The 21523-nt window shown below is 59.6% G+C and carries 18 protein-coding genes and 1 pseudogene; 11 read left to right on the forward strand and 8 right to left on the reverse strand.

What is annotated here, in order from left to right:
- Positions 1 to 34: 34 nt before the first annotated feature.
- From AC3A5O_RS15645 to AC3A5O_RS15660, 4 genes are all read right to left on the reverse strand, one after another.
- Positions 35 to 526 (reverse strand): response regulator, encoded by a 492-nt coding sequence (locus AC3A5O_RS15645; protein WP_487753419.1) that lies wholly within the window; start codon positions 524 to 526, stop codon positions 35 to 37.
- 530 nt (positions 527 to 1056) lie between these two features.
- Complete coding sequence (locus AC3A5O_RS15650) at positions 1057 to 1785, reverse strand: metallophosphoesterase (protein ID WP_305470384.1); 729 nt, start codon at positions 1783 to 1785, stop codon at positions 1057 to 1059.
- 91 nt (positions 1786 to 1876) lie between these two features.
- Positions 1877 to 2476: a putative adenosine monophosphate-protein transferase Fic gene (locus tag AC3A5O_RS15655; RefSeq protein WP_487753420.1), complete on the reverse strand. Its 600-nt coding sequence runs from the start codon at positions 2474 to 2476 to the stop codon at positions 1877 to 1879.
- Positions 2476 to 2646 carry a YhfG family protein gene (locus tag AC3A5O_RS15660; protein ID WP_003199786.1) on the reverse strand — a complete coding sequence of 57 codons (171 nt, stop codon included), beginning with the start codon at positions 2644 to 2646 and terminating at the stop codon, positions 2476 to 2478. Before AC3A5O_RS15660 ends, AC3A5O_RS15655 begins: the two co-directional genes overlap by 1 nt.
- Positions 2647 to 2813: 167 nt before the next feature.
- Here AC3A5O_RS15660 and AC3A5O_RS15665 point away from each other — a divergent pair, with 167 nt between their 5' ends.
- From AC3A5O_RS15665 to AC3A5O_RS15675, 3 genes are all read left to right on the forward strand, one after another.
- Positions 2814 to 4031: a putative DNA modification/repair radical SAM protein gene (locus AC3A5O_RS15665; RefSeq protein WP_487753421.1), complete on the forward strand. Its 1218-nt coding sequence runs from the start codon at positions 2814 to 2816 to the stop codon at positions 4029 to 4031.
- A complete protein-coding gene (locus AC3A5O_RS15670; protein WP_305470387.1) occupies positions 4031 to 4876 on the forward strand; it encodes a TIGR03915 family putative DNA repair protein in 846 nt (281 codons plus the stop codon). Before AC3A5O_RS15665 ends, AC3A5O_RS15670 begins: the two co-directional genes overlap by 1 nt.
- Before the next feature lie 521 nt (positions 4877 to 5397).
- Positions 5398 to 5673 (forward strand): hypothetical protein, encoded by a 276-nt coding sequence (locus AC3A5O_RS15675; RefSeq protein WP_103308880.1) that lies wholly within the window; start codon positions 5398 to 5400, stop codon positions 5671 to 5673.
- A gap of 457 nt (positions 5674 to 6130) precedes the next feature.
- On the opposite strand, the gene AC3A5O_RS15680 is transcribed toward AC3A5O_RS15675, so the two are convergent.
- On the reverse strand, positions 6131 to 7078 hold the full coding sequence (locus AC3A5O_RS15680) for a LysR substrate-binding domain-containing protein (protein ID WP_305483133.1): 948 nt from the start codon (positions 7076 to 7078) through the stop codon (positions 6131 to 6133).
- A gap of 183 nt (positions 7079 to 7261) precedes the next feature.
- Here AC3A5O_RS15680 and AC3A5O_RS15685 point away from each other — a divergent pair, with 183 nt between their 5' ends.
- Positions 7262 to 8557: a dicarboxylate/amino acid:cation symporter gene (locus AC3A5O_RS15685; RefSeq protein ID WP_305483134.1), complete on the forward strand. Its 1296-nt coding sequence runs from the start codon at positions 7262 to 7264 to the stop codon at positions 8555 to 8557.
- A 10-nt stretch (positions 8558 to 8567) separates the two neighbouring features.
- Complete coding sequence (gene cuyB, locus AC3A5O_RS15690) at positions 8568 to 10082, forward strand: cysteate racemase (protein WP_122568011.1); 1515 nt, start codon at positions 8568 to 8570, stop codon at positions 10080 to 10082.
- 47 nt (positions 10083 to 10129) lie between these two features.
- On the opposite strand, the gene AC3A5O_RS15695 is transcribed toward cuyB, so the two are convergent.
- On the reverse strand, positions 10130 to 11038 hold the full coding sequence (locus AC3A5O_RS15695) for an AraC family transcriptional regulator (protein ID WP_305483135.1): 909 nt from the start codon (positions 11036 to 11038) through the stop codon (positions 10130 to 10132).
- Between the two features lie 185 nt (positions 11039 to 11223).
- Between AC3A5O_RS15695 and AC3A5O_RS15700 the strand changes: the two genes are divergently transcribed.
- From AC3A5O_RS15700 to AC3A5O_RS15710, 3 genes are all read left to right on the forward strand, one after another.
- Complete coding sequence (locus AC3A5O_RS15700; RefSeq protein WP_487753422.1) at positions 11224 to 12273, forward strand: NAD(P)-dependent alcohol dehydrogenase; 1050 nt, start codon at positions 11224 to 11226, stop codon at positions 12271 to 12273.
- A gap of 259 nt (positions 12274 to 12532) precedes the next feature.
- A complete protein-coding gene (locus tag AC3A5O_RS15705; RefSeq protein WP_487753423.1) occupies positions 12533 to 13750 on the forward strand; it encodes an MFS transporter in 1218 nt (405 codons plus the stop codon).
- Positions 13751 to 13895: 145 nt separating this feature from the next.
- Entirely contained in the window at positions 13896 to 14132 is a 237-nt protein-coding gene (locus tag AC3A5O_RS15710) for a hypothetical protein (RefSeq protein ID WP_205929649.1), read from the forward strand.
- A 45-nt stretch (positions 14133 to 14177) separates the two neighbouring features.
- Here the strand turns inward: AC3A5O_RS15710 and AC3A5O_RS15715 are convergent, their stop codons facing one another.
- Positions 14178 to 14666 carry a hypothetical protein gene (locus AC3A5O_RS15715; protein WP_122568015.1) on the reverse strand — a complete coding sequence of 163 codons (489 nt, stop codon included), beginning with the start codon at positions 14664 to 14666 and terminating at the stop codon, positions 14178 to 14180.
- Positions 14667 to 15049: 383 nt separating this feature from the next.
- Between AC3A5O_RS15715 and arsN2 the strand changes: the two genes are divergently transcribed.
- Positions 15050 to 15481, forward strand: a complete 432-nt coding sequence (gene arsN2, locus AC3A5O_RS15720) for an arsenic resistance N-acetyltransferase ArsN2 (protein WP_487753424.1) — start codon at positions 15050 to 15052, stop codon at positions 15479 to 15481.
- Here the strand turns inward: arsN2 and chrA are convergent.
- Positions 15478 to 16836 carry a chromate efflux transporter gene (gene chrA / locus AC3A5O_RS15725; protein ID WP_487753425.1) on the reverse strand — a complete coding sequence of 453 codons (1359 nt, stop codon included), beginning with the start codon at positions 16834 to 16836 and terminating at the stop codon, positions 15478 to 15480. The genes arsN2 and chrA overlap by 4 nt on opposite strands.
- Before the next feature lie 324 nt (positions 16837 to 17160).
- Here chrA and AC3A5O_RS15730 point away from each other — a divergent pair, with 324 nt between their 5' ends.
- Both AC3A5O_RS15730 and AC3A5O_RS15735 read left to right on the forward strand, forming a co-directional pair.
- Complete coding sequence (locus AC3A5O_RS15730; RefSeq protein WP_122568018.1) at positions 17161 to 18732, forward strand: GGDEF domain-containing protein; 1572 nt, start codon at positions 17161 to 17163, stop codon at positions 18730 to 18732.
- A 204-nt stretch (positions 18733 to 18936) separates the two neighbouring features.
- Positions 18937 to 21512 (forward strand): annotated as a pseudogene (locus tag AC3A5O_RS15735) (bifunctional diguanylate cyclase/phosphodiesterase).
- The last annotated feature ends 11 nt before the right edge of the window (positions 21513 to 21523 follow it).

Below are 21523 nucleotides of genomic sequence, written 5' to 3' on the forward strand. Positions count from 1 at the left end.
GCGGCTACATCATTTACGGGTAAAAAATCGGTATCTACTGAGGGGAGGATGTGCGCTGAAGTAGATCCTTCATCGAGGCTACCAAGTCGTTTACGGACCACGGTTTTTGCAAATACAGGGTTGGGTTAGGCACTGATTCAGGAAGAAATGGATGTCCTGATGTGAGTATCGAACCGATGGAAGGCCATTTTCCCCTAACCATCTTGATAAAATCCATACCATTGATTTGCCCAGGAACACTGTAGTCGACGATTACAAGGCAACACTGAACCTTAGATTGAAGCAGGTAAATCAAGGCCTCATCGGCCGATCCGAAAGCGACGGTTTCAGCTCCGATGTCTTCCAAGATTTCAACCATGAGTACACGTAGTGTTTGATCATCCTCAACGATCAATACTTCGCCTTCAAAAGGGCCGATGTCTTCCCAGTTTGTGATCATATTTTGTCTCTGCCAGAAACGGCTGACGAAAGTAGTCAGCGCGAGCGAATGCTCCTCTATATCGGGGTCCCATTGAGTGTAGCGCACGCGACCGGTCCCGCCTCGCTTCCAACGCTCCTTATCGTGGCAGAAGACGGCTCATGCATTGAATGATGCAAGTCAAGGTGTGTAACAACTCTTGTACCAATGGGAAGGTTTAGAGGTGTCGGGTAGCTTTGGGCACGAATATTCCCGATCTTACAGGCTCAAAAGGCTGACACCTCCCATCGCGGTACAATTCTCTTCCGGCGCCGCATGGCTGAAAGACGCCAACCTGCGGTTGCTAAAAATTTGCTACAGAAGAATGAGGAAAGCGGCACTTAGCACGCAGAGCGGTGGGTGCGGAGATTAATCCATCCAATCCATCATCGGAGCAACGGAGAAGCGGCGGGAGAGTGGGGCAGTTTGTAGAGGCATTGGGAATCTGAATCAGCGAGGCGAGTGGCACAGTTTATCAGGGAAGGGCAGGAGGTGTTGGGAGAGCAATATAGTGTGCCGACTTCACCATTTGGTGCGGGGCATTGTCGAGTGGGCCTGGCCTGTACAATGACTACAAAACGCTCGACTCTTATTGCTCCTTATCTCACGGGGCTCATGCTTATACTGATCATGGTTTCGGTCTGGATGTCTACCAGGCTCAATGCACCATCAGAAAATGAACAACCCGTGTCGATATAGACGACATTGCCCAAGCGTATAACACCGGGTACTGTTGAGTGCCCAACATAGAGCCGGTCTATTCCTTTGATGCAAGTGTGGTCTTGTTGCTCGACTTTCTCTCTTGCATACAGCGCTGTTTTCAAGGCTTGTCGCTGACGTTGCTCTCCGAATCTTCCGGTGATAGCGTCTTTGGCTTCCTGCCAGCCATTGTTACTCCTAATGACAGGGGCTTCGGCATGGACTATTCCAATTGTTTGATCGTTTAATAAGTCGGTTTCAATGATCAATGGAAGTTCTTGCAAGGCTTTTAAGAGTTCATGCTGGATGGTGGGTTGTAACTCGTACAGCCAGGCTCCACCATTTCGGATATGCCTGGGGATATCCCCGTGGCCGGAGATACAGTCAATAAGCATCTGTTCGTGATTGCCACGCACCGCATGAAACCACGGCTTCTCAAGCCAGTTCAATACATCTATGGAGTCGGGGCCGCGATCGATGAGATCTCCCACGGAAAAAATACGATCCAGTTCAGTGTCGAAGTCTAGTTTGTCTAAGGCCGTTGTTAGAAGTTTGAAATGTCCATGAATGTCGCCCACCACAAAGTCTCGACCTTCCTTGTTGGATGGGAATGATTTCGTCCTGTACATGTTCAGTGGCTTTAGCAGACGTTAATTGACGGCGACTGTATCACTTGGCGAGATAAAGCGTAAGGCGGTGAGCGTGGGCGCGGTCATAGGGTCAGGGTTGAATCGCCTGCCCAATACACTTCTCAAACACCTGCTCCATAGGCTCCATAACGCAGTTGTAAGCCGCAATGTTGGCAAAAATCCACTCGTCCTTCTCAATCCCCCACCAACTGATTTCAAACCCGGCATTCATGATGAGGTGTTCAAACAGAATGCGTTGCGCACGACCATTGCCTTCGCGGAAGGGGTGTACGACGTTGATGTCGGAATAGGCCTCTGCCACGGTAATTATCAGCTCTGCCCGCTCCATCCCTTCGAACCAGTTTGCCGCCGCCATGGTCGTGAAGACCTTGCTGGCTTCCTTTTCCATGTACTCAGGTTGGCAAAAGCGGGTGGCTTGTTTGGACATGCCAACGGTGCGCAGCTCTCCGGCCCACTCAAACAGGTCAGAAAAGAGGGTTCGATGAATGTTTTGAAGGTAGGCCAGGCTATAGGGAGGAGGGCTGAATTCGACGTTGTCCGCTGCGATGGCCGAAAGCTGTTGTTCGGCTTCGCTCAGGGTCGGTTCGTCACGGATATCGAGTTTGTTGCGAAGGACTGTGGAGCCGGGATAGCAATAAGCGTCCTCACCGACTCCATATTTGTCAGGCATCAGGTTCGGGTCTGGGTGAAGGCCTTCAAGACCTCTTCACGCGTTGGCATTTTGCGTTCGCCGTCCGCGAAGGTCGTTTTGAAGCCTTCCAGACGGAGGCTGGCCGCGTAGTTGGATCTACGCGTCCTGGCGGCATAGGCCTTTTTGGTTTCAAGGCTGACATTGCCCATGGGGCTGGACCTCAATCGCGTTGGTTGGCCGATTATAGCCCATCCGGTTGGCATGGGCCTATGTCGCGACTTGGGCCACTGGTATCAGGCGTTGAATTGACCAATGGCGCTTGCGTTACGGTTCATCTCAAAATACTGTGTTTATATCCAGTATTCGAGATCACTTCATGCAGCTTATCGCCAAGCTCGGCATTCTTGCCGACGCTGCCAAGTATGACGCCTCCTGCGCCAGCAGCGGTGCGCCCAAGCGTAGCTCTCGAGGCCGTGAGGGGCTGGGGGCCACCGATGGCGTGGGCATTTGCCATAGCTATACGCCGGATGGGCGCTGCGTCTCGTTGCTGAAGGTGTTGCTGACCAACTTTTGCCTGTACGACTGCCAGTATTGCGTCAACCGTCGTTCCAGCAACGTGCCGAGGGCGCGTTTTACGCCGGAGGAGGTGGTCCGGCTGACCTTGGATTTCTATCGACGCAATTGCATCAGTGGGCTGTTTTTGAGTTCCGGCATCATTCGCTCGGCCGATTACACCATGGAGCAGCTGATACGGGTGGCTCGGTTGTTGCGGGAGGAGCATCAGTTTCGTGGCTATATCCACCTCAAGACCATTCCCGATGCCGATCCGCTGTTGATCGAGGAAGCGGGGCGGTTGGCGGATCGCTTGAGCGTGAATATCGAGCTGTCCTCCGACATCAGCCTCAAGCGCCTGGCACCGGAAAAGCAGTTGACGACCATACGCCAGGCCATGGGCACCATCCACCAGGGGCAACAGGCAGTGGCGGATGAGCCGCGGGCGCCGCGTTTCGCCCCGGCCGGGCAGAGCACGCAGGTGATTGTAGGGGCGGATGCCACTGATGATCACGCCATCCTGAGCAACGCCGAGTCGCTCTACCAGGGGTACGGTTTGCGACGGGTTTACTATTCAGCGTTCAGCCCGATTCCCGACAGCCCTGCCAGCGTGCCCCTGGCGGCGCCTCCGTTGCTGCGCGAGCACCGGCTTTATCAGGCCGACTTTCTCATGCGCGGTTACGGCTACAAGGCAGGCGAGCTTCTGAGCGAAGCCCACAACCTGGATTTGGACATCGACCCCAAGCTGGCGTGGGCGCTGGCCAATCGAGAGGTGTTCCCGCTGGATGTCAACCGCGCCGAACCCGCATTGCTGGCGCGTATTCCGGGGATTGGCCTGCGTAGCGTGCAGCGTCTGGTTGCACTGCGCCGGGAACGGCGGGTGCGTTATGACGACCTGGTGCAGTTGCGGTGCGTGCTGGAGAAGGCGCGACCGTTCATTGTCACCAGCGATTACCGGCCTGCCGACGCCCAGGTGCGTAGCGGCCTGCTGCGGGCGCGGTTGCGTGACCCTCAGCGGCCGGTGCAGATGGGGCTTTGGTGATGATTGCCCTGGATTGTGATGATGATTTCTCCACGTGGCGCGATCAGGCTCGAACGTTGCTCGGCCACGGCATCGACCCGAGCGATGTCACTTGGGCCCAAGGTCCGATGGCCGATCTTTTGGCCATGCCAACGCCGCTGCCTCAAGGGCCTGGCCCGTTCCGTACGCGGGTCCCTGCGGCCTTGCTGACCCAGCTCGAACAGGCTGGCCGTTACCAAGGCGAACAGCGTTGGAATTTGTTGTATGAAGTGCTTTGGCGCGTTGCCCATGGTGACCGCACAGCCATGCTCGCGGGCGACCGCCTGGGCAGTGAACTGCAGCGGCGGATCAAGCAGGTCCAGCGCGAGGCTCATCACCTGCATGCTTTCGTGCGCTTTATCCCCCTGCCGCAGGCATTGGCCGAGCAACTGCAATTGGACCTGGTCGCCTTTCACCAGCCGGCCCATGACATCCTCGAAAGCGCCAGCGGCCATTTTGCCGAGCGGCTAGGGCAGCAACGCTGGCTGATCGCAACGCCGCGCGATGGCATCCGCTTCGATGGACAGTTGCTGGATTACCAGCGACGTTGCCCCGAGCAATGGCAGCACTGGGCGCGCCACGCCGACGATCCCGGCGCTGAGCTTTGGCGGACCTATTACAAACACATTTTCAACCCGGCGCGGATCAATCCCCAGGCGCTACGTCAGCACATGCCGGGGCGATTCTGGCAGCACTTGCCGGAGGGGGAGTTGATTCCTCGACTGGTGGGGTTGGCGCGGCGGGGGAAGCAGCGGGATGGGCAGGCGTTGGAGGTGGGGGAGAAAATGGGCAAGCGGATTGTTGTTGGTACTGTTGTTGAGGATTAAACAAGTTCTGAATCCATCGCCGGACATTCCCATCGGAAGTCTCCCTCAAGCTGTGTCGTTCCCCGCTGACTATCCACCCCATCACCCCGTGCGCTAAGTTTTCTCCGTCGCTGCAAATTCAGCGAGAGGGTGTGGAAGCCCTCACGAAAACCTAGCGCGTTGCACCGCTAAATTAAAAAGCAGACGCTTTTCCTAGGTCTGCTGTTAAATTACGGCGGCTGTACGCGGGGCGCCTTCGGGTGCGCCGGGTCCTAGGTTCTCGGTCTTCCACACCCGCGTACAGCTGCCACCCACCAGGTGGAAGTGGTGAAGGCAGTTCCTTTACATAACCTAGGTACAAGCCAATGAAAAAGCTCACCCCCAACTCTCAGAAAACCACAGCTAATCCAAGGTGGCTTTCGTCTAGCGTCACCCAAGAATATCTCCTGCCAAATATCCGAATCTCGATCCCGGATTCGGTCCCTTTGCCAGCGGCATCCCAATCCGCCACTGACCTCCCATCCCCGCAGGAGTAACCCCTCATGTCCCGCTACATGCCCATCACCGGTATCGAAAACAATTTCCACGCGCTCCTGATCGACACGGAAGCGCCGCTGGACGTGCTGCACGACACCGCCGCTTACCGCATCGCCGCTGTTACGCAGTTGCTGGAAAACCTCGCCATGCGTTCCGACATCAGTACGGACGCGGTGGTACTCCATGATTTCGCCCAAGTGCTGGCGATCCCCCTGCGCGATGGGTGTGATCTGCTGGATGTGATCGGGCGGCGATTGCAGGCGCAGGTGTTGGCGTTGTAATGGAAGTGGGCGACCTCATAAGGTCGCCTGCACTGTCAGCTTGTAACCCTGTGGGAGTGAGCTTGCTCGCAATAGCGGTGGGTCAGTTGATGGCGATGTTGGATGTGCTGTTGTCATCGCGAGCAAGCTCGCTCCCACAGTTTTTTTCGGGGAGTTCACAGGTAGTGCGTTCGTTGCAAACCCTCTGTGGGAGCGGGCTTGCTCGCGAAAGCGGTGTGTCAGTTTGCAGGTTGCTGGTCGTGCCGACGCCTTCGCGAGCAAGCCCGCTCCCACAGGGTTTGGTGGGTACGCAAATTTTGCGTACACCCTCAGTCCACTGTGGGAGCGAGCTTGCTCGCGATAGCGGTGGGTCAGTTGATGGCGATGATGGATGTGCTGCCGTCATCGCGAGCAAGCTCGCTCCCACAGTCAATTGGTGTGCACCCACCATTGGCGAACAGCGCTTGAGTGGCGTTGATCAGTCCGCATCTGTAGGTGTAGAGGATGCGCTGCCCAGCCGATGCAACGAAGCCCCCTCCAACGTCTTCCACAACTTGCGCATCGTCGGATTGCGATTGGCAATCGCACAGTACGAGCGAATCTCCAATTGCGTGCTCCATTGCTCTCCACCGGCCCGTACCAACAGCCCACGCTCCAGTTCGTCGGCCACCGCGCTCTGCGGCAACCAGGCCACGCCGTAGCCCTCGATGGCCATGCGCATCAGCAGCATGGCCATGTCCGCTTCATAACAGCGTTCCAGCGCGATCGGTTCTGGGCCGTTGTTGATGACGATGTCGGCGACGCGCCCCAGAAACGTGGTTGCCGTATAGGCCAGGTAGGGCACCGGCTTGCCGGCGCGGCCGGGCAGGCGGAACAGCGGTTCGCCCTTGCGGTTGGGTGCACACAGGGGGATGAACGCGTCGTGGCCGAGTACCAGGCTGCCAAAACGCTCGGCGTCCAGCAGGATGGGGGCAAGCGGGTGATGGTAGACCATCATCAAGTCGCAACTGCCTTCCTCCAAGGCAATGACGGCGTCATGGATGTTGGCGGCCACCACCCGGGCGTTGAATTGCTCGTTGTGTGGCTGGAACTGCGAGAGCCACTTGGGCAGGAAGGTCATCGACAGGCTGTGGCCGGCGGTGATCTGGATCGAGCGCCCGGGCATTCGTTCCACGTCGCGCAGCGTCGAGCGCAACCTCAGCAATCCGGCGAGGGCCTCTCGGCTTTCATCGCAGAAAGTGACCCCCGCCGGGGTGAGCTGGACGGGGTAGGTGCCCCGGTCCACCAACTTGACCCCCACCCATTCCTCAAGTGAGCGGATACGCCGGGACAAGGCCGATTGCGTCACGCAACGCACCTCGGCCGCGCGGGAGAAATTTTTCCATTCGCCAATCGCCAGAAGATCATCCAGCCATTTGAGTTGCATATCGAGAACTCCCGCTGTGAGAGCAGGATCTTACTGCGCAACTCCCCGGCATAGCGCGGCCTTTCGATAACTATTCCAAAACCGCATAGGGCTAGCTGGATTACTCATCATCCCTCCGAATCCGCTCTTTAGAATCGATCCTGCCAAGTAAAAAAACTCCAAGAACTACTTGAGGACAGCACCGTGAAGAAGAATAAGCTCCCCCGTCGAATTGCAATGGGCATTGCCTTGGGCGTGCTGGTCGGTTGGGCATGTCACCATTTCGCAGGGAGCGAGCAAAGTGCCAAAGAGATTGCCAGTTACTTCTCGATGGTCACTGATATTTTCCTGCGCATGATCAAGATGATCATCGCGCCCCTGGTCTTCGCGACGTTGGTGGGCGGTATCGCCAGCATGGGCAATTCCCGTTCCGTCGGCAGGATCGGAGCCCGGGCGATGGCCTGGTTTGTCACCGCTTCGGTCGTCTCGCTGCTGATCGGAATGGGGTTGGTCAACCTGTTTCAACCCGGTGCCGGGCTGAACATGGATGTGGCCCAGCACGCAACGGCGGCTGTGCCGGTCAATACCGGTGACTTCAGTCTCAAGGCGTTTATCGGCCACGTGTTTCCCCGCAGCATCGCCGAAGCGATGGCCAATAACGAGATCCTGCAGATCGTAGTGTTTTCGCTGTTCTTCGGCTTTGCACTGGCGGGGGTGAAGCGGGCGGGCTACACCCGGATCACCGACTCCATCGAAGAGCTGGCGAAGGTGATGTTCAAGATCACCGACTACGTGATGGCCTTCGCGCCGATTGGGGTGTTTGCCGCCATCGCCTCGGCGATTACTACCCAGGGGCTTGGCTTGCTGGTGGATTACGGCAAGCTGATCGCCGAGTTCTACCTGGGGATCCTGATCCTCTGGGCGCTGCTGTTCGGAGCCGGCTACCTGTTCCTCGGTCGCTCGGTTTTCTACCTCGGCAAGCTCATTCGCGAACCGATTCTCCTGGCCTTTTCCACCGCCAGCAGCGAATCCGCCTACCCGAAAACTATCGAGGCGCTGGAGAAGTTTGGCGCGCCAAAACGTGTGTCCAGCTTCGTGTTGCCCCTGGGCTATTCGTTCAATCTCGACGGTTCGATGATGTACCAGGCGTTCGCCATCCTGTTCATCGCCCAGGCCTACAACATTGATTTGAGTTTCACTCAGCAGATGCTGATTCTTCTGACGCTGATGATTACCAGCAAGGGCATGGCCGGTGTCGCCCGGGCTTCGGTGGTCGTGGTCGCAGCGACGTTGCCGATGTTCAATCTGCCCGAGGCGGGGCTGCTGTTGATCATCGGTATCGACCAGTTCCTCGACATGGCCCGCACCGCCACCAACGTGGTGGGCAACAGCATTGCCACGGCGGTGGTCGCCAAGTCCGAACCCCATGAAGAGGCCGACGAGGCCGAAGGCGTACATGCGCCTGCTCGGTCGCGATCCGAACCGGTGCCGGTGGCTTGAGGAGACGGTCATGAAGGCTAAAGCGAAGTCGAGCCGCAAGGCTTCCGTGGTTCGCAAGTTGGGCATTGTCGGTGGGCTTGGATCACTGGCCGGCGGCGATCTGTTCTACAAGTTGGTCAAGTCCCGGGCGGTGCTAGAGGATCAGGGGCGCTACCATTTCCTCTTCGAGCAGCACCCCTTCAAGGACGTGCTACTGCCGCTGGACCAGGGCGCGAGCATGACGTCACGCAAGTTTTATGTGTATCAGGTGTGCAAGTCGTTCGAGGACGGTGGTTTCGATGCGGTGATGCTCCCATGCTTCGCCAGCCATACCTTTCGCGCTGAAATCGAGGAGGAACTGGGCATTCCCGTACTGGACATGATGGCTGCCTTGACCCGGCACGTCAGCCACACGGTGCCGCCCCAGGCGATGTTGGGGGTGATCGCCTCCGACTTCGTGCGCCATTGCGGCTTGTTCGAGCGACATTTTGGCAAAGACTTCCAGATTGTTTACCCCGACGCAGACGCTCAAGCGGGGTTGATGGAGGCGATGTACGGCCTCAACGGCATCAAGGACGGTCACCTGGAGGGCGTGCCGCTTGAAGCGGTCTATCGGGCGTGTCTCTCATTGCAGGCCCGGGGGGCGACGGTGATCCTGCCGGGCATGACCGAGCTTTCCCTGGTCTGCGCCGATTTGCAGCGTCGTGGAATCACCGTGCTGGACATCAATGAGATTTACGCCGACTTCGCGACACTGGACCAGCAGCCCAGGCGACCGCCGTTCAAGTTGGGCATCGTGGGCGGCGTTGGGCCTGCCGCCACGGTGGATTTCATGGCCAAGGTGGTGGCCAATACACCAGCGGGGAAGGACCAGGACCACATCAAGATGGTGGTCGAGCAAAACCCGCAGATACCGGATCGAACGGCCAACCTGCTGCGCGATGAAACCGATCCGACGATGGCGATGTACGCCACGTGCAAACGTCTCGAAAGTGCCGGCGCCAACGCCATCGCCATTCCCTGCAACACCGCCCATGCGTTCGTCGAACGGATCCAGGCTCACCTGAGGGTGCCCATCGTGAACATGCTGGGCGAGACGGTGGCGTGGATCGCGCGCACCTATGGTTCGGGCAAGGTGATTGGCCTGCTGGCGACGTCCGGTACGGTGCAGAGCCAGGTTTATCACCAGGCGGCGTGTCATGCCGGGCTCCAGGTGCTTACGCCAGGTGTCGATTACCAGGCGATGGTCATGGACGCCATCTACGGACCGCGGGGGATCAAGGCTGGCTTCACGCAAGGGCTCTGCAAGGAGCAATTGTTGCTGGCGGCGGAGCACCTGTGCGAGTTGGGGGCGGGGGTGTTGATCTTGGGGTGTACCGAGTTGCCGCTGGTGCTGGCGCATTGCGAGGCGTTCGATATCAATGGGCACACGGTGGCGCTGGTTGATCCGACGATGATCCTGGCGTTGAAGTGTGTGGCGTTGGCGCAAAGGCACGGTCCTGTGGGAGCAAGGCTTGCCCGCGATGAAGCTAACGCGGTCTCCTGAAGGTCAAGGTGCCTGCATCGCGAGCAAGCTTTGCTCCCACAGATGAATCAACCAGCCTTGGCTGGCCCGCGCAACGCCGCAATGTCCCGCTTGGGCGGCACGCCAAACAAGCGGGCATATTCGCGGCTGAACTGGGACGGGCTTTCATAGCCCACCTTGAAGGCCGCACTCGCCACGTCCACGTGCTCGTTGAGCATCAAGCGTTTGGCTTCGTTCAACCGCAGCCACTTCTGGTATTGCAGCGGGCTCATCGCCGTGAGCTGGCGGAAGTGGTGGTGAAACGTCGGCGCGCTCATTTGCACTCGCGCTGCGAGGTCGTCCACGCGCACGGGCTCGGTGTAGTTCAATTTCAACCAGTCGATGGCCTTGGCGATCCGGTAGCCCTGGCTATCGACCGAGGCGATCTGCCGCAGCCGGGCGGCTTGGTCGCTGAGCAGCAGCCGATAGTGGATCTCGCGCTGGATCAATGGTGCCAGTATGGGAATCGCTTCCGGCTCATCGAGCAACGCCAGCAGGCGTGCGAACGGCGCCAGCAGGTCTGGTGTCGCGGTGCCAATTCCTGCGCCAATCCCGACCGCTCGATCACGCGACGGCACCAGGCTGCCTTGGGCGATCAGGTCGGCCACCATGCGCAAGTCGAGCCTCAGGATCAGGCCCAGGCAGGGTTGTTCCGGGCTCGCCTGCAACACCTCGGAATTGGCCGGGATGTCCAGAGAGGTCATGAGGAACCGACTGGTGTCGTAACCATAGGCTTCGCCGCCGATCCATACCTGCTTCTCGCCTTGGGCCACCAGCACGATGCTTGGTTCGATCATGCAAATCACCGGCGGCGCCGGGGTTTCACGCCGGAAGAAGACGAGGCCGGGAATGGGCGTTTCGAAGTCGCCCGGGTGTGGGGCCCAGGCGCCAATGATGGCGCTCAATGTCTCTTGTACGGATCTGCGTTGGACGGCCATGTCGGCTCCGGTGTCATCTGGGCTCAAGCGCTATAGGCAGAACATTAACGCGCTAAATGAAGCGCTGCCTATACGCGATGGAAGAACTCATAGGATCAGGCAAGCATCTCAGCGTAATGCGTTACCGGTCGGCCGGGTTGAGCCCTGAAAATACCCCCTCACTCTATCCAGCAAGGAGTCTTCTGATGCGTGTACAAGCCTATGGCGCCCGCGCGGGCGACAAGCCCCTTGAACCCCTGCAGATCACTCGTCGGACGCCGGGCGCCCACGACGTCCAGATCGACATCGCTTTTTGTGGTATCTGCCATTCGGACCTGCACCAGGTGCGCGCCGAGTGGGCGGGTACCCAGTTCCCCTGCGTGCCGGGCCACGAAATCGTCGGTCGGGTAGCGGCGGTCGGTGCCCATGTGTCCGTCTTCAAGACGGGCGACCTGGTCGGCGTCGGCTGCATCGTCGACAGCTGCAAGCACTGCGACGACTGCGACAGTGGCCTGGAAAACTATTGCGACGGGATGATCGGGACCTACAACTTCCCAACCCCGGATGAACCCGGTTGGACGCTGGGCGGTTATTCGCAAAACATCGTGGTGCATGAGCGCTATGTGTTGCGCATTCGTCACGCCGAGGACCAACTGGCCGCCGTCGCGCCACTGCTCTGCGCCGGCATCACCACCTATTCGCCGTTGCGCCACTGGAACGTCGGGCCGGGCAAGAAAGTCGGTGTGGTCGGCATCGGTGGCTTGGGTCACATGGGTATCAAGCTCGCCCATGCAATGGGGGCTCATGTCGTGGCGTTCACCACGTCCGAGTCCAAGCGCGAGGATGCCAGGCAATTGGGGGCTGACGAGGTCGTCGTGTCGCGCAATGCCGAAGACATGGCCGGGCATACCAAGAGCTTTGATTTCATCCTCAACACCGTAGCGGCGCCCCATGACCTCGACGCGTTGCTGGTGCTGCTCAAGCGCGACGGCACGATGGCCCTGGTGGGCGCCCCGGCAACCGCGCATCCTTCGCCGAATGTCTTCAACCTGATCATGAAGCGGCGCACCCTAGCCGGGTCGATGATCGGCGGCATTCCTGAGACCCAGGAGATGCTCGACTTCTGCGCGGAGCACGGCATCGTCGCTGACATCGAACTGGTTCGGGCCGAGCAGATCAACGCGTCCTATGAACGCATGCTCAAGGGCGACGTCAAGTATCGCTTCGTGATCGATAACGCGTCCTTGGCCGGCTGATAGGCGTGCCAATGGGTTGCTCGCGAAAGGGGGCTGCCTGGGGCCGTGATGTTGGCTGTGCCGACGCCTTCGCGAGCAAGCTCGCTCCCACAGGGGAGGTGTGGCAGGCACGAAATAGGTGAACACCCCCATTCAAAACTGTGGGAGCGAGCTTGCTCGCGATAGCGGTCTGCCTGAAGCGGTGATGTTGGATGTGCCACCGTCATCGCGAGCAGGCTTGCGCTCACAGATCCGTCAAGCAACACAGGATTGTCATCCAATGACCGATAACTCATTGCCACAAGACCGGCCCGCCTGGGGCGCGGTACTTGCCATGGCGCTTGCCGCGTTCGTGCTGGTTGCCTCGGAGTTCATGCCCGTCAGCTTGCTGACGCCGGTAGCGGCCGATCTTCATGTCAGCGAAGGGCAGGCCGGTCAAGGCATTGCCGTTTCTGGCGCCTTTGCCTTGATCACCAGTCTGTTCATCGCTTCGATTGCCGCCCGGGTCGACCGCAAATGGCTCCTGCTGGGGCTGACCTTGCTGATGATCGTCTCAGGCACCGTGGTGGCGTTCGCGCCGAACTACCCGGTATTCATGGTCGGTCGCGCGTTGATCGGCGTGGCGATTGGCGGCTTCTGGTCGCTGTCGGCGGCCACGGCCATGCGGCTCGTGCCGGACGCTCAGGTTCCGCAGGCACTGGCCATCGTCAACGGCGGCAATGCCTTGGCGACAGTGATTGCTGCGCCGCTGGGCAGTTTCCTGGGGGCGATCATCGGTTGGCGTGGCGCGTTTTTCTGCATCGTGCCCGTCGCCGCCATCGCCCTGGTCTGGCTGCTGCTACGCCTGCCTTCCATGCCTGCGCAGGCGAAGCAGGGCAGTACCAGCGTCTTCAAGTTGATGACCCGGGCACCGGTCGCGTTGGGCATGCTGGCGGTCAGCACGTTTTTCATGGGCCAGTTCATGTTGTTCACCTATCTGCGACCATTCCTTGAAACGGTGACGCAGGTGAGCGTTTCAATGCTGTCCTTCATGTTGCTGGTGATCGGTGTGGCGGGGCTGCTGGGTACCTTCCTGATCGGGGCCTGCTTGAAAAACCACCTCTATCGGACGCTCATCGTCATCCCCCTGTTGATGGCCGCGATTGCCATTGCCCTGGTGGGGTTCGGCGAGTCGGTGGTGTTCACGACCCTCTTGCTCGGCCTTTGGGGCCTGGTGGCCACCGCTGCGCCCGTAGGTTGGTGGACCTGGCTTTCGCGAACGCTGCCGGAAGATGCCGAAGCCGGTGGCGGCCTGATGGTGGCGATCGTCCAGCTCGCCATCGCCGGAGGCGCGACAGTGGGTGGGTTGATGTTTGATCTGAGTGGCTATCGCGCGACCTTCGAAACCAGTGCAGCCGTGTTGGCTATGGCGGCTGTGCTGACGGTGCTGGCTGCTCGCTCAGCGCTCCGGCAATCTTTATCGACCACGCAAGCAACGCACTATGGCGCGGCGGTTTGAGGCGAGTGATGTAAGCCAAGAGAGGGCGACCGTTGGGCGCCTGAGGTTAATGGCACATTGATGGCTTGTTATACTCTGGGTCTGTTACCCATCATGTTGGTTGATTGTGACTACCGAGCGAATTTCCCAATTAGAGCAAGCCCTGATGGCTGTGATCGCCGCTGCCGGGAAGATGGGCATCAGCCGCGATGAATTGTGCGCGCAGGCCGTGGGTGGGCTGATATCCGATCCGTACTGGAGCTGGGCGGATGCCCGATACGCGCAAGGCGCGGCTGACGAAATCGACAATGCCTTGAATGCCCTTGTGGGAAGGCCGGCGATGGAACTGGCGCTACCGGTGCCCGGGACCGACCCAACACTCGAATCAGCGCCACAGATCTAGTGTGTTCTCCAATAAAAATGGGCGACCTCGGGTCGCCCATTTGCGTTAAAGGCCAAGGCCTTCTTCTATCAGCGAGAGCAAGGTGTCCTCATCCAGAATGGCAGGTTCAGGGCGCGGTTGTCCGGCCGATTGCAGGGCCTGGACATGCCAAAGCGATTCGCCATGCTCACCGAGTGTGCGCACGATGCAGTGTTCGCTCCCCTTCATATGGACTTCAATGCAGCCCTCGCCCTTGAGCGAGAAACGTGCAATCGGGTCGAATGAAATGCGGCGATGATTACCTTCGATCACCAGTTGATCGATGGCGTAGTTGTACGTCGACCCGCTGGAATGACTTTCAAAGACGTGGGTGGGGTTGCGCCGAATGTCCAGGCCCGCCTCGCACACGGGAGCCAGCCAGATTTCGATCTGGCGATACAGCTCGTAGACCTGGGCGGGCCAGTGCTCGATCGCCAGGTCGGCGCAGTTGTCGGTGTCCGCGCGGGTCTGCTGGGTTTTCCTCAGTTTGGCCGCTAGCTCGTCTGCCTTGCTCATGTCGATTCCCTGTCGTGATGATAGGTTGAGCTTAGCTGATGGGCTGGGGTGTTCGTTTGCGCTGGGTCATGGGGGTGTTAGGAGCAAGCGCCTTCGCCCCATGGAAGCAGTGCCTGAGAGGTTCTGGTCATTTCCATAACATCACCAGCGGAAGGATTGCAGACCAGTATTTTCTGTAGGACAGGCGAAATCATCGTCACCCATCAGTTCTTTGACCCGACGGGTAAAAATTGGAGTTTCAATAAAGAGTCATTGCTAATGTGCGCCAGTGGCTTACTTTCGAGCAAGCCTATTGAACTCCGCCCCCCGAAGCGCCCGGTGAGTTGTAACTAAATTCGGGAACGCTCGATGATCAGGACAAGACACAGGACCGAGCACCCACCATGCGCATGAGAGCACTGAGCAATAACGACCTGGGACCACTGCGCGCTGCGCTCACCCTGGCCGGGCTACCCGTGGACGACCTGACGTATCCCGGTCGACAGTTTTTCAGCTTCAGCCATCAAGGTGTTGATGTGGCGTTTGGCGGTATCGAGGGGGAGGGCGCCGAGCGGTTGCTGCGCTCGCTGGTTGTCCTTGAGGGGCAGCGGGGCAAGGGTGCTGGCGCGGCGGTGCTGGCCGCTATCGAGGCGTTTGCGAAACGCGAGGGCACACAGCGGCTTCACCTGTTGACCGACAGCGCCGCCGCGTTTTTTATCGGCCAGGGCTATCAGCCGGAGGACCGTTCGCTGGCACCCGCTTCGATCAGCGCGACGGCCCAGTTCAAGACCTTGTGCCCGGCCTCGGCGACGTACCTGAGCAAACGCCTCGTCTAGCGCAGCAAATGCACCGTCAACCCGGCCAGCCCGCACGCCAGCAACACCTGGATTACTCCGCGCTTGTAGCGAAACAGCGCAACGGCCGCCAAGAGGGCGATGATCGCCGACGGCCAGTCCAGGGCACCTGCAAAACCGTTGGGCCAGAGCACGTGGTAACCGAAGAAGCAGGCCAGGTTGAGGATCACCCCGACCACCGCCGCGGTAATCGCGGTCAGCGGTGCGGTGAATTTCAACGCGTTGTGGGTCGATTCCACCAGCGGGCCGCCGGCCAGGATGAACAGGAACGAGGGCAGGAACGTGAACCAGGTCACCAGCGTGGCCGCGACGGCTCCGGCGAGAAAGGCTTGCTCGGGCCCGAACACCTGCATCACGTAGCCTCCGACGAAACCGACGAAGGCCACGACCATGATCAGCGGCCCGGGCGTGGTTTCGCCCAGGGCCAGGCCGTCGATCATTTGTGTCGGCGTCAGCCAGCCGAAGTGTCCGACGGCGCCTTGGTACACGTAGGGCAAAACGGCATAGGCGCCGCCGAAGGTCAGCAGTGCGGCCTTGGTAAAGAACCAGGCCATTTGCGTCAACGTGCCGCTCCAGCCGAACACGAGGGTCAGCAGGCCCATTGGCACGATCCACAACAGGGCACCGACGACTGCCAATCGGGCCAACCTGGCGGCGCTGAACCGGGCGTGGTCCGGGGTTGGCGTGTCGTCGTCGATCAAGGCGGGGCCGAAGGACTGGTGCTGGGTCGCGTGACCGCCCAGGCTGAATTTTTCCGGTGCCCTGCGGCCACCGAAATAACCGATGGCAGCGGCCCCCAGTACGATCAGCGGGAAGGGGAGGTCAAAGGCAAAGATCGCGGTGAACGATGCCGCCGCGATGGCCCACAGCCAATTGTTCTTGAGTGCGCGAGAGCCGATCCGGTGGGCGGCATGCACCACGATGGCGGTCACGGCCGGCTTGATCCCATAGAATATACCCGCCACCACCGGCACTTCGCCAAAGGCGATGTACAGCCACGACAACGCGATGAGAATGAACAGTGAAGGCAATACGAACAACGCCCCGGCGATCACGCCACCCCAGCTTCGGTGCATCAACCAGCCCAGGTACGTTGCCAGTTGCTGGGCCTCGGGCCCCGGCAGCAACATGCAGTAATTAAGGGCGTGCAGGAAACGCCGCTCGGAAATCCAGCGCCGACGTTCCACCAACTCCTGGTGCATGATCGAGATCTGCCCCGCTGGGCCGCCGAAACTGATGAAGCCCAGTTTGAGCCAGAACCAGAACGCCTCGCACAGGCTGACGGCGCCGGGTTGGGTCAGGGCCTGTTCATCATCGATTCGGATCGGTTTGCTCATGGTCGACGGGGCACTTGGAAGTCAAAGGCGACCATACGTTATGGGGCGTTACGCCATTTAGATAGCCCCCAGAAAGGTTTGCTTGTAAAAAAATAGCCCTTCAACGATTACGACCAGCGGGAGCAAGCGCCCTCGCCACGGGGAATTTCTTCGTTTTGAAGCGGGTATTTTTGCTGGCTCAGGGGTGCCTTTTTGGATCCACTGCGGCCACCCATCGGCTCCGCTGCACAGGCAAATTGCCGCCTCACAAGCGGTAGGCTAAGCTCACGAATATTGGGGGTTATGAGCGAATTCGCTCATGCTTTGCCCTCTTCAGGAATTCGCTTGCCAATCCCCACCTACGATCCTTTTCATCTCCCCGCCGGTGCCTTGAAACGCCTGCCGTTGCTCAAAGCCGCGGTTACGTTTATCGCAGCGGTGTGCCTGTGCCTGTGTGGTTTGCTTTACCTGCAGGTGGAGCAGTCCCGCCGACACGATTTGGAGTCGGCCCGCATTGCCTCGGCTACCCTTACCCGGGCCATGGCCCAACAGGCCCAGGACACCTTCCTGCAGGCCGATCTGGTCTTGGCCAGCCTGGCGGATTGGATCCAGATCGATGGATTCGGCCCTGCGGTGCAGCAACGTTTACAGCAAACCTTTGCTCGCCGCGTGCAGTCGCTCGAGCAGTTGCATGGCCTGTTTCTGTTCGACAAGCAAGGTCATTGGGTCATTACCTCCTTTGACGACCTGCACCGGGGGGCAGGGGTAGCGGATCGAGATTATTTCCTTTTCCACCAGCAGAACGCCTCCCTGATCGCCCATATCGGCCCGGCGATCCGCAGTCGGCAAAACGGCGAGTGGATCATCCCGGTTTCCCGGCGCTTGAATGATCGCGACGGCAACTTCCAGGGCGTGTTGATGGCCGGCATCAAAATGTCCTACTTCGACCGGTTCTTCAAAAGCTTCAGCCTCGATGAGCAAGGTGAGATGGCCCTGGCTTTGTCTGACGGGACGCTGTTGGCCCGACGCCCCTTCGATGAGGCGCGGATCGGTCGCCCGTTGGCCGAGGAACATATCTACAACCATGCCCTGGACGGCGGGATGTCTGGCGATGGGATCATCCGTTCGGCCATCGATGGTGTCGTCAGGCTGTATGGGCATCAACATTTACAGGCTTATCCGCTGGTGGTCACCGCCGCTATGTCCGAAGAGTCGATCCTGGTGGGCTGGCATGACCGGGCTTTCCAATCCAGCCTCATCGTCGGCCTGGTGGTCCTGGGCATTTGCATGTTCGGCTGGGTATTCGTGCGCCAGGTACGCAACAGCGAAAAGATCGAAGCGGACTTGCGCAAGGCGCAGGAAGCGTTGGAACTGATTGCCACCCATGACAGCCTCACCGGGCTGGCGAATCGGCGTCTGTTCGAACGGGCCCTGGACATCGAGTTCGGGCGGGGCGCTCGTCAGCGCAGCCCTTTGAGCCTGATCATGCTCGACATCGATTTTTTCAAACGCTACAACGACGCCTATGGGCACGTGGCCGGGGATCACTGCCTGGCGGAAGTGGCCAAAGTGCTCAAGAGTTGCTGTCACCGCAAGGCCGATCTGGCGGTACGGTATGGCGGCGAAGAATTTGCGGTACTGCTGCCCGACACCAACCTTTCGGGGGCCATGGCGCTGGCCGAGCAGATCCGCCGCAGCGTCATCGACAAGCACATCACTCATTCCGGCTCCCCGACCGGCTACCTCACGGTGAGCCTGGGCTGCTATGCCTTTGTGCCCAGCAGCCTGGACAGCATCGAAGTCTTTATCCAGCGCGCCGATGCGGCGCTTTACCAGGCCAAGCACAGCGGCCGCAACCGGGTGGCGGTGTTATCCACGGAGGGCGGGCTCGATACGTTGGCGCGCTCGGATCGTTGAGATCGGTTGGAATCACCGGCAGCTTGCCCGGCCCATTACTCAAGCATTGTGCTGGCGAACTTCAAGCGGTGTGTAGGCTCTTTCGCAAAAAACCGTGGGCTCGCCAGCTGATCAGGCAGTGGGTGCTAAGGTTGGGGAGACGACTGGCTCGGTCCTCGCCGTTCTCGATATCGAAGCCAGCGTTGAAAGGACAGGAGTAGGTCAATGGATTCCACTGCCGATAGCCCTTCACGCACCGCGCGCCACACCCCGATTACCCGTCGCCTGGTCGTGGCGGTCGGGGGCTGTTCGTCCTGGGCGTCCTGGTGGCGATTGCCGCGCTGTTCAACATTGCGCAAAAGCTCGACGCGGATGATTTGCGCAAGACGCATTTCTATACCGAGCGCGCCCTCGAGAATCGCGTCACCGCCTCGAAAAACTACATCGCCAGCTATGCGTATTGGACCACGGCCTATGACCACCTCAACGGTGAAGTCGATGTGCAATGGGCCTACACCGAGCAGAACATGGGCAAGACCCTGTTCACCAATGATGAATACGAGGGTGTGTTTGTCATCGATCGGCAACGCACCAAATATGCCGTGGTGCGTGGGCGTAACGTCCAAGCGGATACCGCAGTTTATATGGACGCGCCGCTGGCGGAGCTGATGGACCAACTCCAGGCGCAGCCTGACCTGACGATACCCGTGGTCCGCTACACATTGTTCGAGGGCTGGCCGGCCATCGTCACCGCGTCGGTGATTACGCCCAACGACGAACGGCCCCTGGTCGAGGCCCAAAGCACCTCGGTCCTGCTGTTCGTCGACCAGCTGACGCCCGTCAAGTTGCGCAAACTGGGCAAGAGTTATGGCCTCACCGATTTGAAGCTCAAGAAAGACACCGAGCTCAAGCCCGGCCAGCCGGCCGTGTCGCTGGACAGCACCGGCTACAGCCTGGTGTCCCGACTGGTGCGCCCTGGCCAGCAATTGCTCTGGTCCCTGGTGCCGCCGCTGGGTGGCGCGCTGCTGATCCTGGCCCTGCTGACCGCTTACTTTTTTCGCTATGCATTGCGCACGGCACGGCACGTGGACGCCAGCTACGACAGCCTGGAAAGATCAGCGCATGCCCTGGAGGCCAGCGAGGAGCGCTTTCGGGCCGTGGCCGAAGCGGCTTCCGACTGGATCTGGGAAATCGACGGGCAGCAACACATCACTTATCTGTCGGGGCGTTTCAATACGGTCACCGGGTTTTCCGACCAGCAATGGCTGGGGCAACTGCTTGAGCAACTGCTGTATTGCGACACTACGCCGATTGCCCTCTGGTTGGCCAAGTTGACAGAGGAACAGAACGCCAGCAACTTGCGCTGCTCCTACCGCGATCATTCCGGGCAACTGCGCTTCTGTCGAGTGTCGGCCCGCCCGATCTACAACAAGGCCGAGGTGATGGGTTATCGCGGCACGGCCAGCGACATCACCGACGAGGTGGCCGCCCATGCCCAGGTCCAGCACCTGTCGATGCACGATGCGCTGACCGGCCTGCCGAACCGCAACAAGCTGGCGCGACACCTGGATGATGCGCTGCTGGCCAAGGAGCATTCCGCCCCCCTGACATTGCTGATGGTGGACCTGGATAACTTCAAGCCGATCAACGACTCCCTCGGCCATCCGGCCGGCGATGCGGTGTTGCTGGAAGTGGCCCGGCGGCTGCGCGACAGCACCCGCGAGCAAGACCTGGTGGCGCGCCTGGGGGGCGACGAATTCGTGGTGGTGCTCAGTGGAATGGATAACACCGCTGAGATCGATCGATTCTGTGAGCGGCTGATCGACAGCCTGCAGCAACCGATTCTCTACGAAACCCATTCGTTGCACATCGGCGCCAGCATTGGTATCGCCCTGAGCCACCGTCAGGGTTACGTGCCCGGTGAACTGATCCGTTGCGCCGACATTGCGATGTACCAGGCCAAGTCCGAGGGCAAGAAAACCTGGTGTTATTTTGCCTCGCAAATGAACGATCAGATCCAGTATCGTCGCCAGTTGGAAAGCGATCTGCGCCAGGCCGTGAAGAACAACGAATTTGTCCTGCATTTCCAGCCGCGCTATGCCGTCGATGGTCGGGAGATCGTGGCGGTCGAGGCGTTGGTTCGCTGGCAGCATCCAACCCAAGGCCTATTGGGCCCCGATACCTTTATCCCGTTGGCCGAGCAAACCGACCTGATTGTCCCGCTTTCCCGTTGGGTGTTGCGCGAGGCCTGCGAAACCGCGCTGACCTGGCCGGTGGCACTGATGGTTTCGGTCAACCTGTCGCCGGTGCAGTTCGAGCGCAGCGACGTGGTGGAAGATGTGCGGCAGGTGTTGATCGAAACCCGTTTCCCGGCGAGTCGCCTGGAACTCGAACTCACCGAAAACGTGATGCTCAATGATGTCGATGGCGCCCTGCAGGTCATGAATGCCCTGAAGGAGCTAGGCGTACGCTTGAACATGGACGATTTTGGTACCGGTTATTCGTCCCTCGGTTACCTGCGCACCTATCCATTCGACGGCATCAAGATCGACAAGCGCTTCATCGCCTCCATGAGCAACAGCAGCAACGACCGCGCCGTGGTGCAGGCGATCATCAACCTGGGCAAGGCCATGGGGCTGACGGTCACCGCCGAAGGTGTGGAAACCCTGGCTCAGCTCGGCTCATTGGGCTCGGACCAATGCCACGAAGTGCAGGGTTATTTCCTCAGCCGGCCGATCGATAAACAGGCCTTTGCGCAGTTGCTGGAGAACGGCCGGCCCTTGCCGAAAATGGGCTGCTGAAGACGGATGCA

The sequence above is a fragment of the Pseudomonas sp. Soil_N_39 genome (assembly GCF_057655955.1).

Bases quoted from the DNA above. Each gene is read 5' to 3' on its own strand.
- AC3A5O_RS15650 (WP_305470384.1), bottom strand. From the start codon at position 1,785: ATGTACAGGACGAAATCATTCCCATCCAACAAGGAAGGTCGAGACTTT.
- AC3A5O_RS15655 (WP_487753420.1), bottom strand. From the start codon at position 2,476: ATGCCTGACAAATATGGAGTCGGTGAGGACGCTTATTGCTATCCCGGC.
- AC3A5O_RS15660 (WP_003199786.1), bottom strand. From the start codon at position 2,646: ATGGGCAATGTCAGCCTTGAAACCAAAAAGGCCTATGCCGCCAGGACG.
- AC3A5O_RS15665 (WP_487753421.1), top strand. From the start codon at position 2,814: ATGCAGCTTATCGCCAAGCTCGGCATTCTTGCCGACGCTGCCAAGTAT.
- AC3A5O_RS15670 (WP_305470387.1), top strand. From the start codon at position 4,031: ATGATTGCCCTGGATTGTGATGATGATTTCTCCACGTGGCGCGATCAG.
- AC3A5O_RS15675 (WP_103308880.1), top strand. From the start codon at position 5,398: ATGTCCCGCTACATGCCCATCACCGGTATCGAAAACAATTTCCACGCG.
- AC3A5O_RS15680 (WP_305483133.1), bottom strand. From the start codon at position 7,078: ATGCAACTCAAATGGCTGGATGATCTTCTGGCGATTGGCGAATGGAAA.
- cuyB (WP_122568011.1), top strand. From the start codon at position 8,568: ATGAAGGCTAAAGCGAAGTCGAGCCGCAAGGCTTCCGTGGTTCGCAAG.
- AC3A5O_RS15695 (WP_305483135.1), bottom strand. From the start codon at position 11,038: ATGGCCGTCCAACGCAGATCCGTACAAGAGACATTGAGCGCCATCATT.
- AC3A5O_RS15700 (WP_487753422.1), top strand. From the start codon at position 11,224: ATGCGTGTACAAGCCTATGGCGCCCGCGCGGGCGACAAGCCCCTTGAA.
- AC3A5O_RS15705 (WP_487753423.1), top strand. From the start codon at position 12,533: ATGACCGATAACTCATTGCCACAAGACCGGCCCGCCTGGGGCGCGGTA.
- AC3A5O_RS15710 (WP_205929649.1), top strand. From the start codon at position 13,896: ATGGCTGTGATCGCCGCTGCCGGGAAGATGGGCATCAGCCGCGATGAA.
- AC3A5O_RS15715 (WP_122568015.1), bottom strand. From the start codon at position 14,666: ATGAGCAAGGCAGACGAGCTAGCGGCCAAACTGAGGAAAACCCAGCAG.
- arsN2 (WP_487753424.1), top strand. From the start codon at position 15,050: ATGCGCATGAGAGCACTGAGCAATAACGACCTGGGACCACTGCGCGCT.
- chrA (WP_487753425.1), bottom strand. From the start codon at position 16,836: ATGAGCAAACCGATCCGAATCGATGATGAACAGGCCCTGACCCAACCC.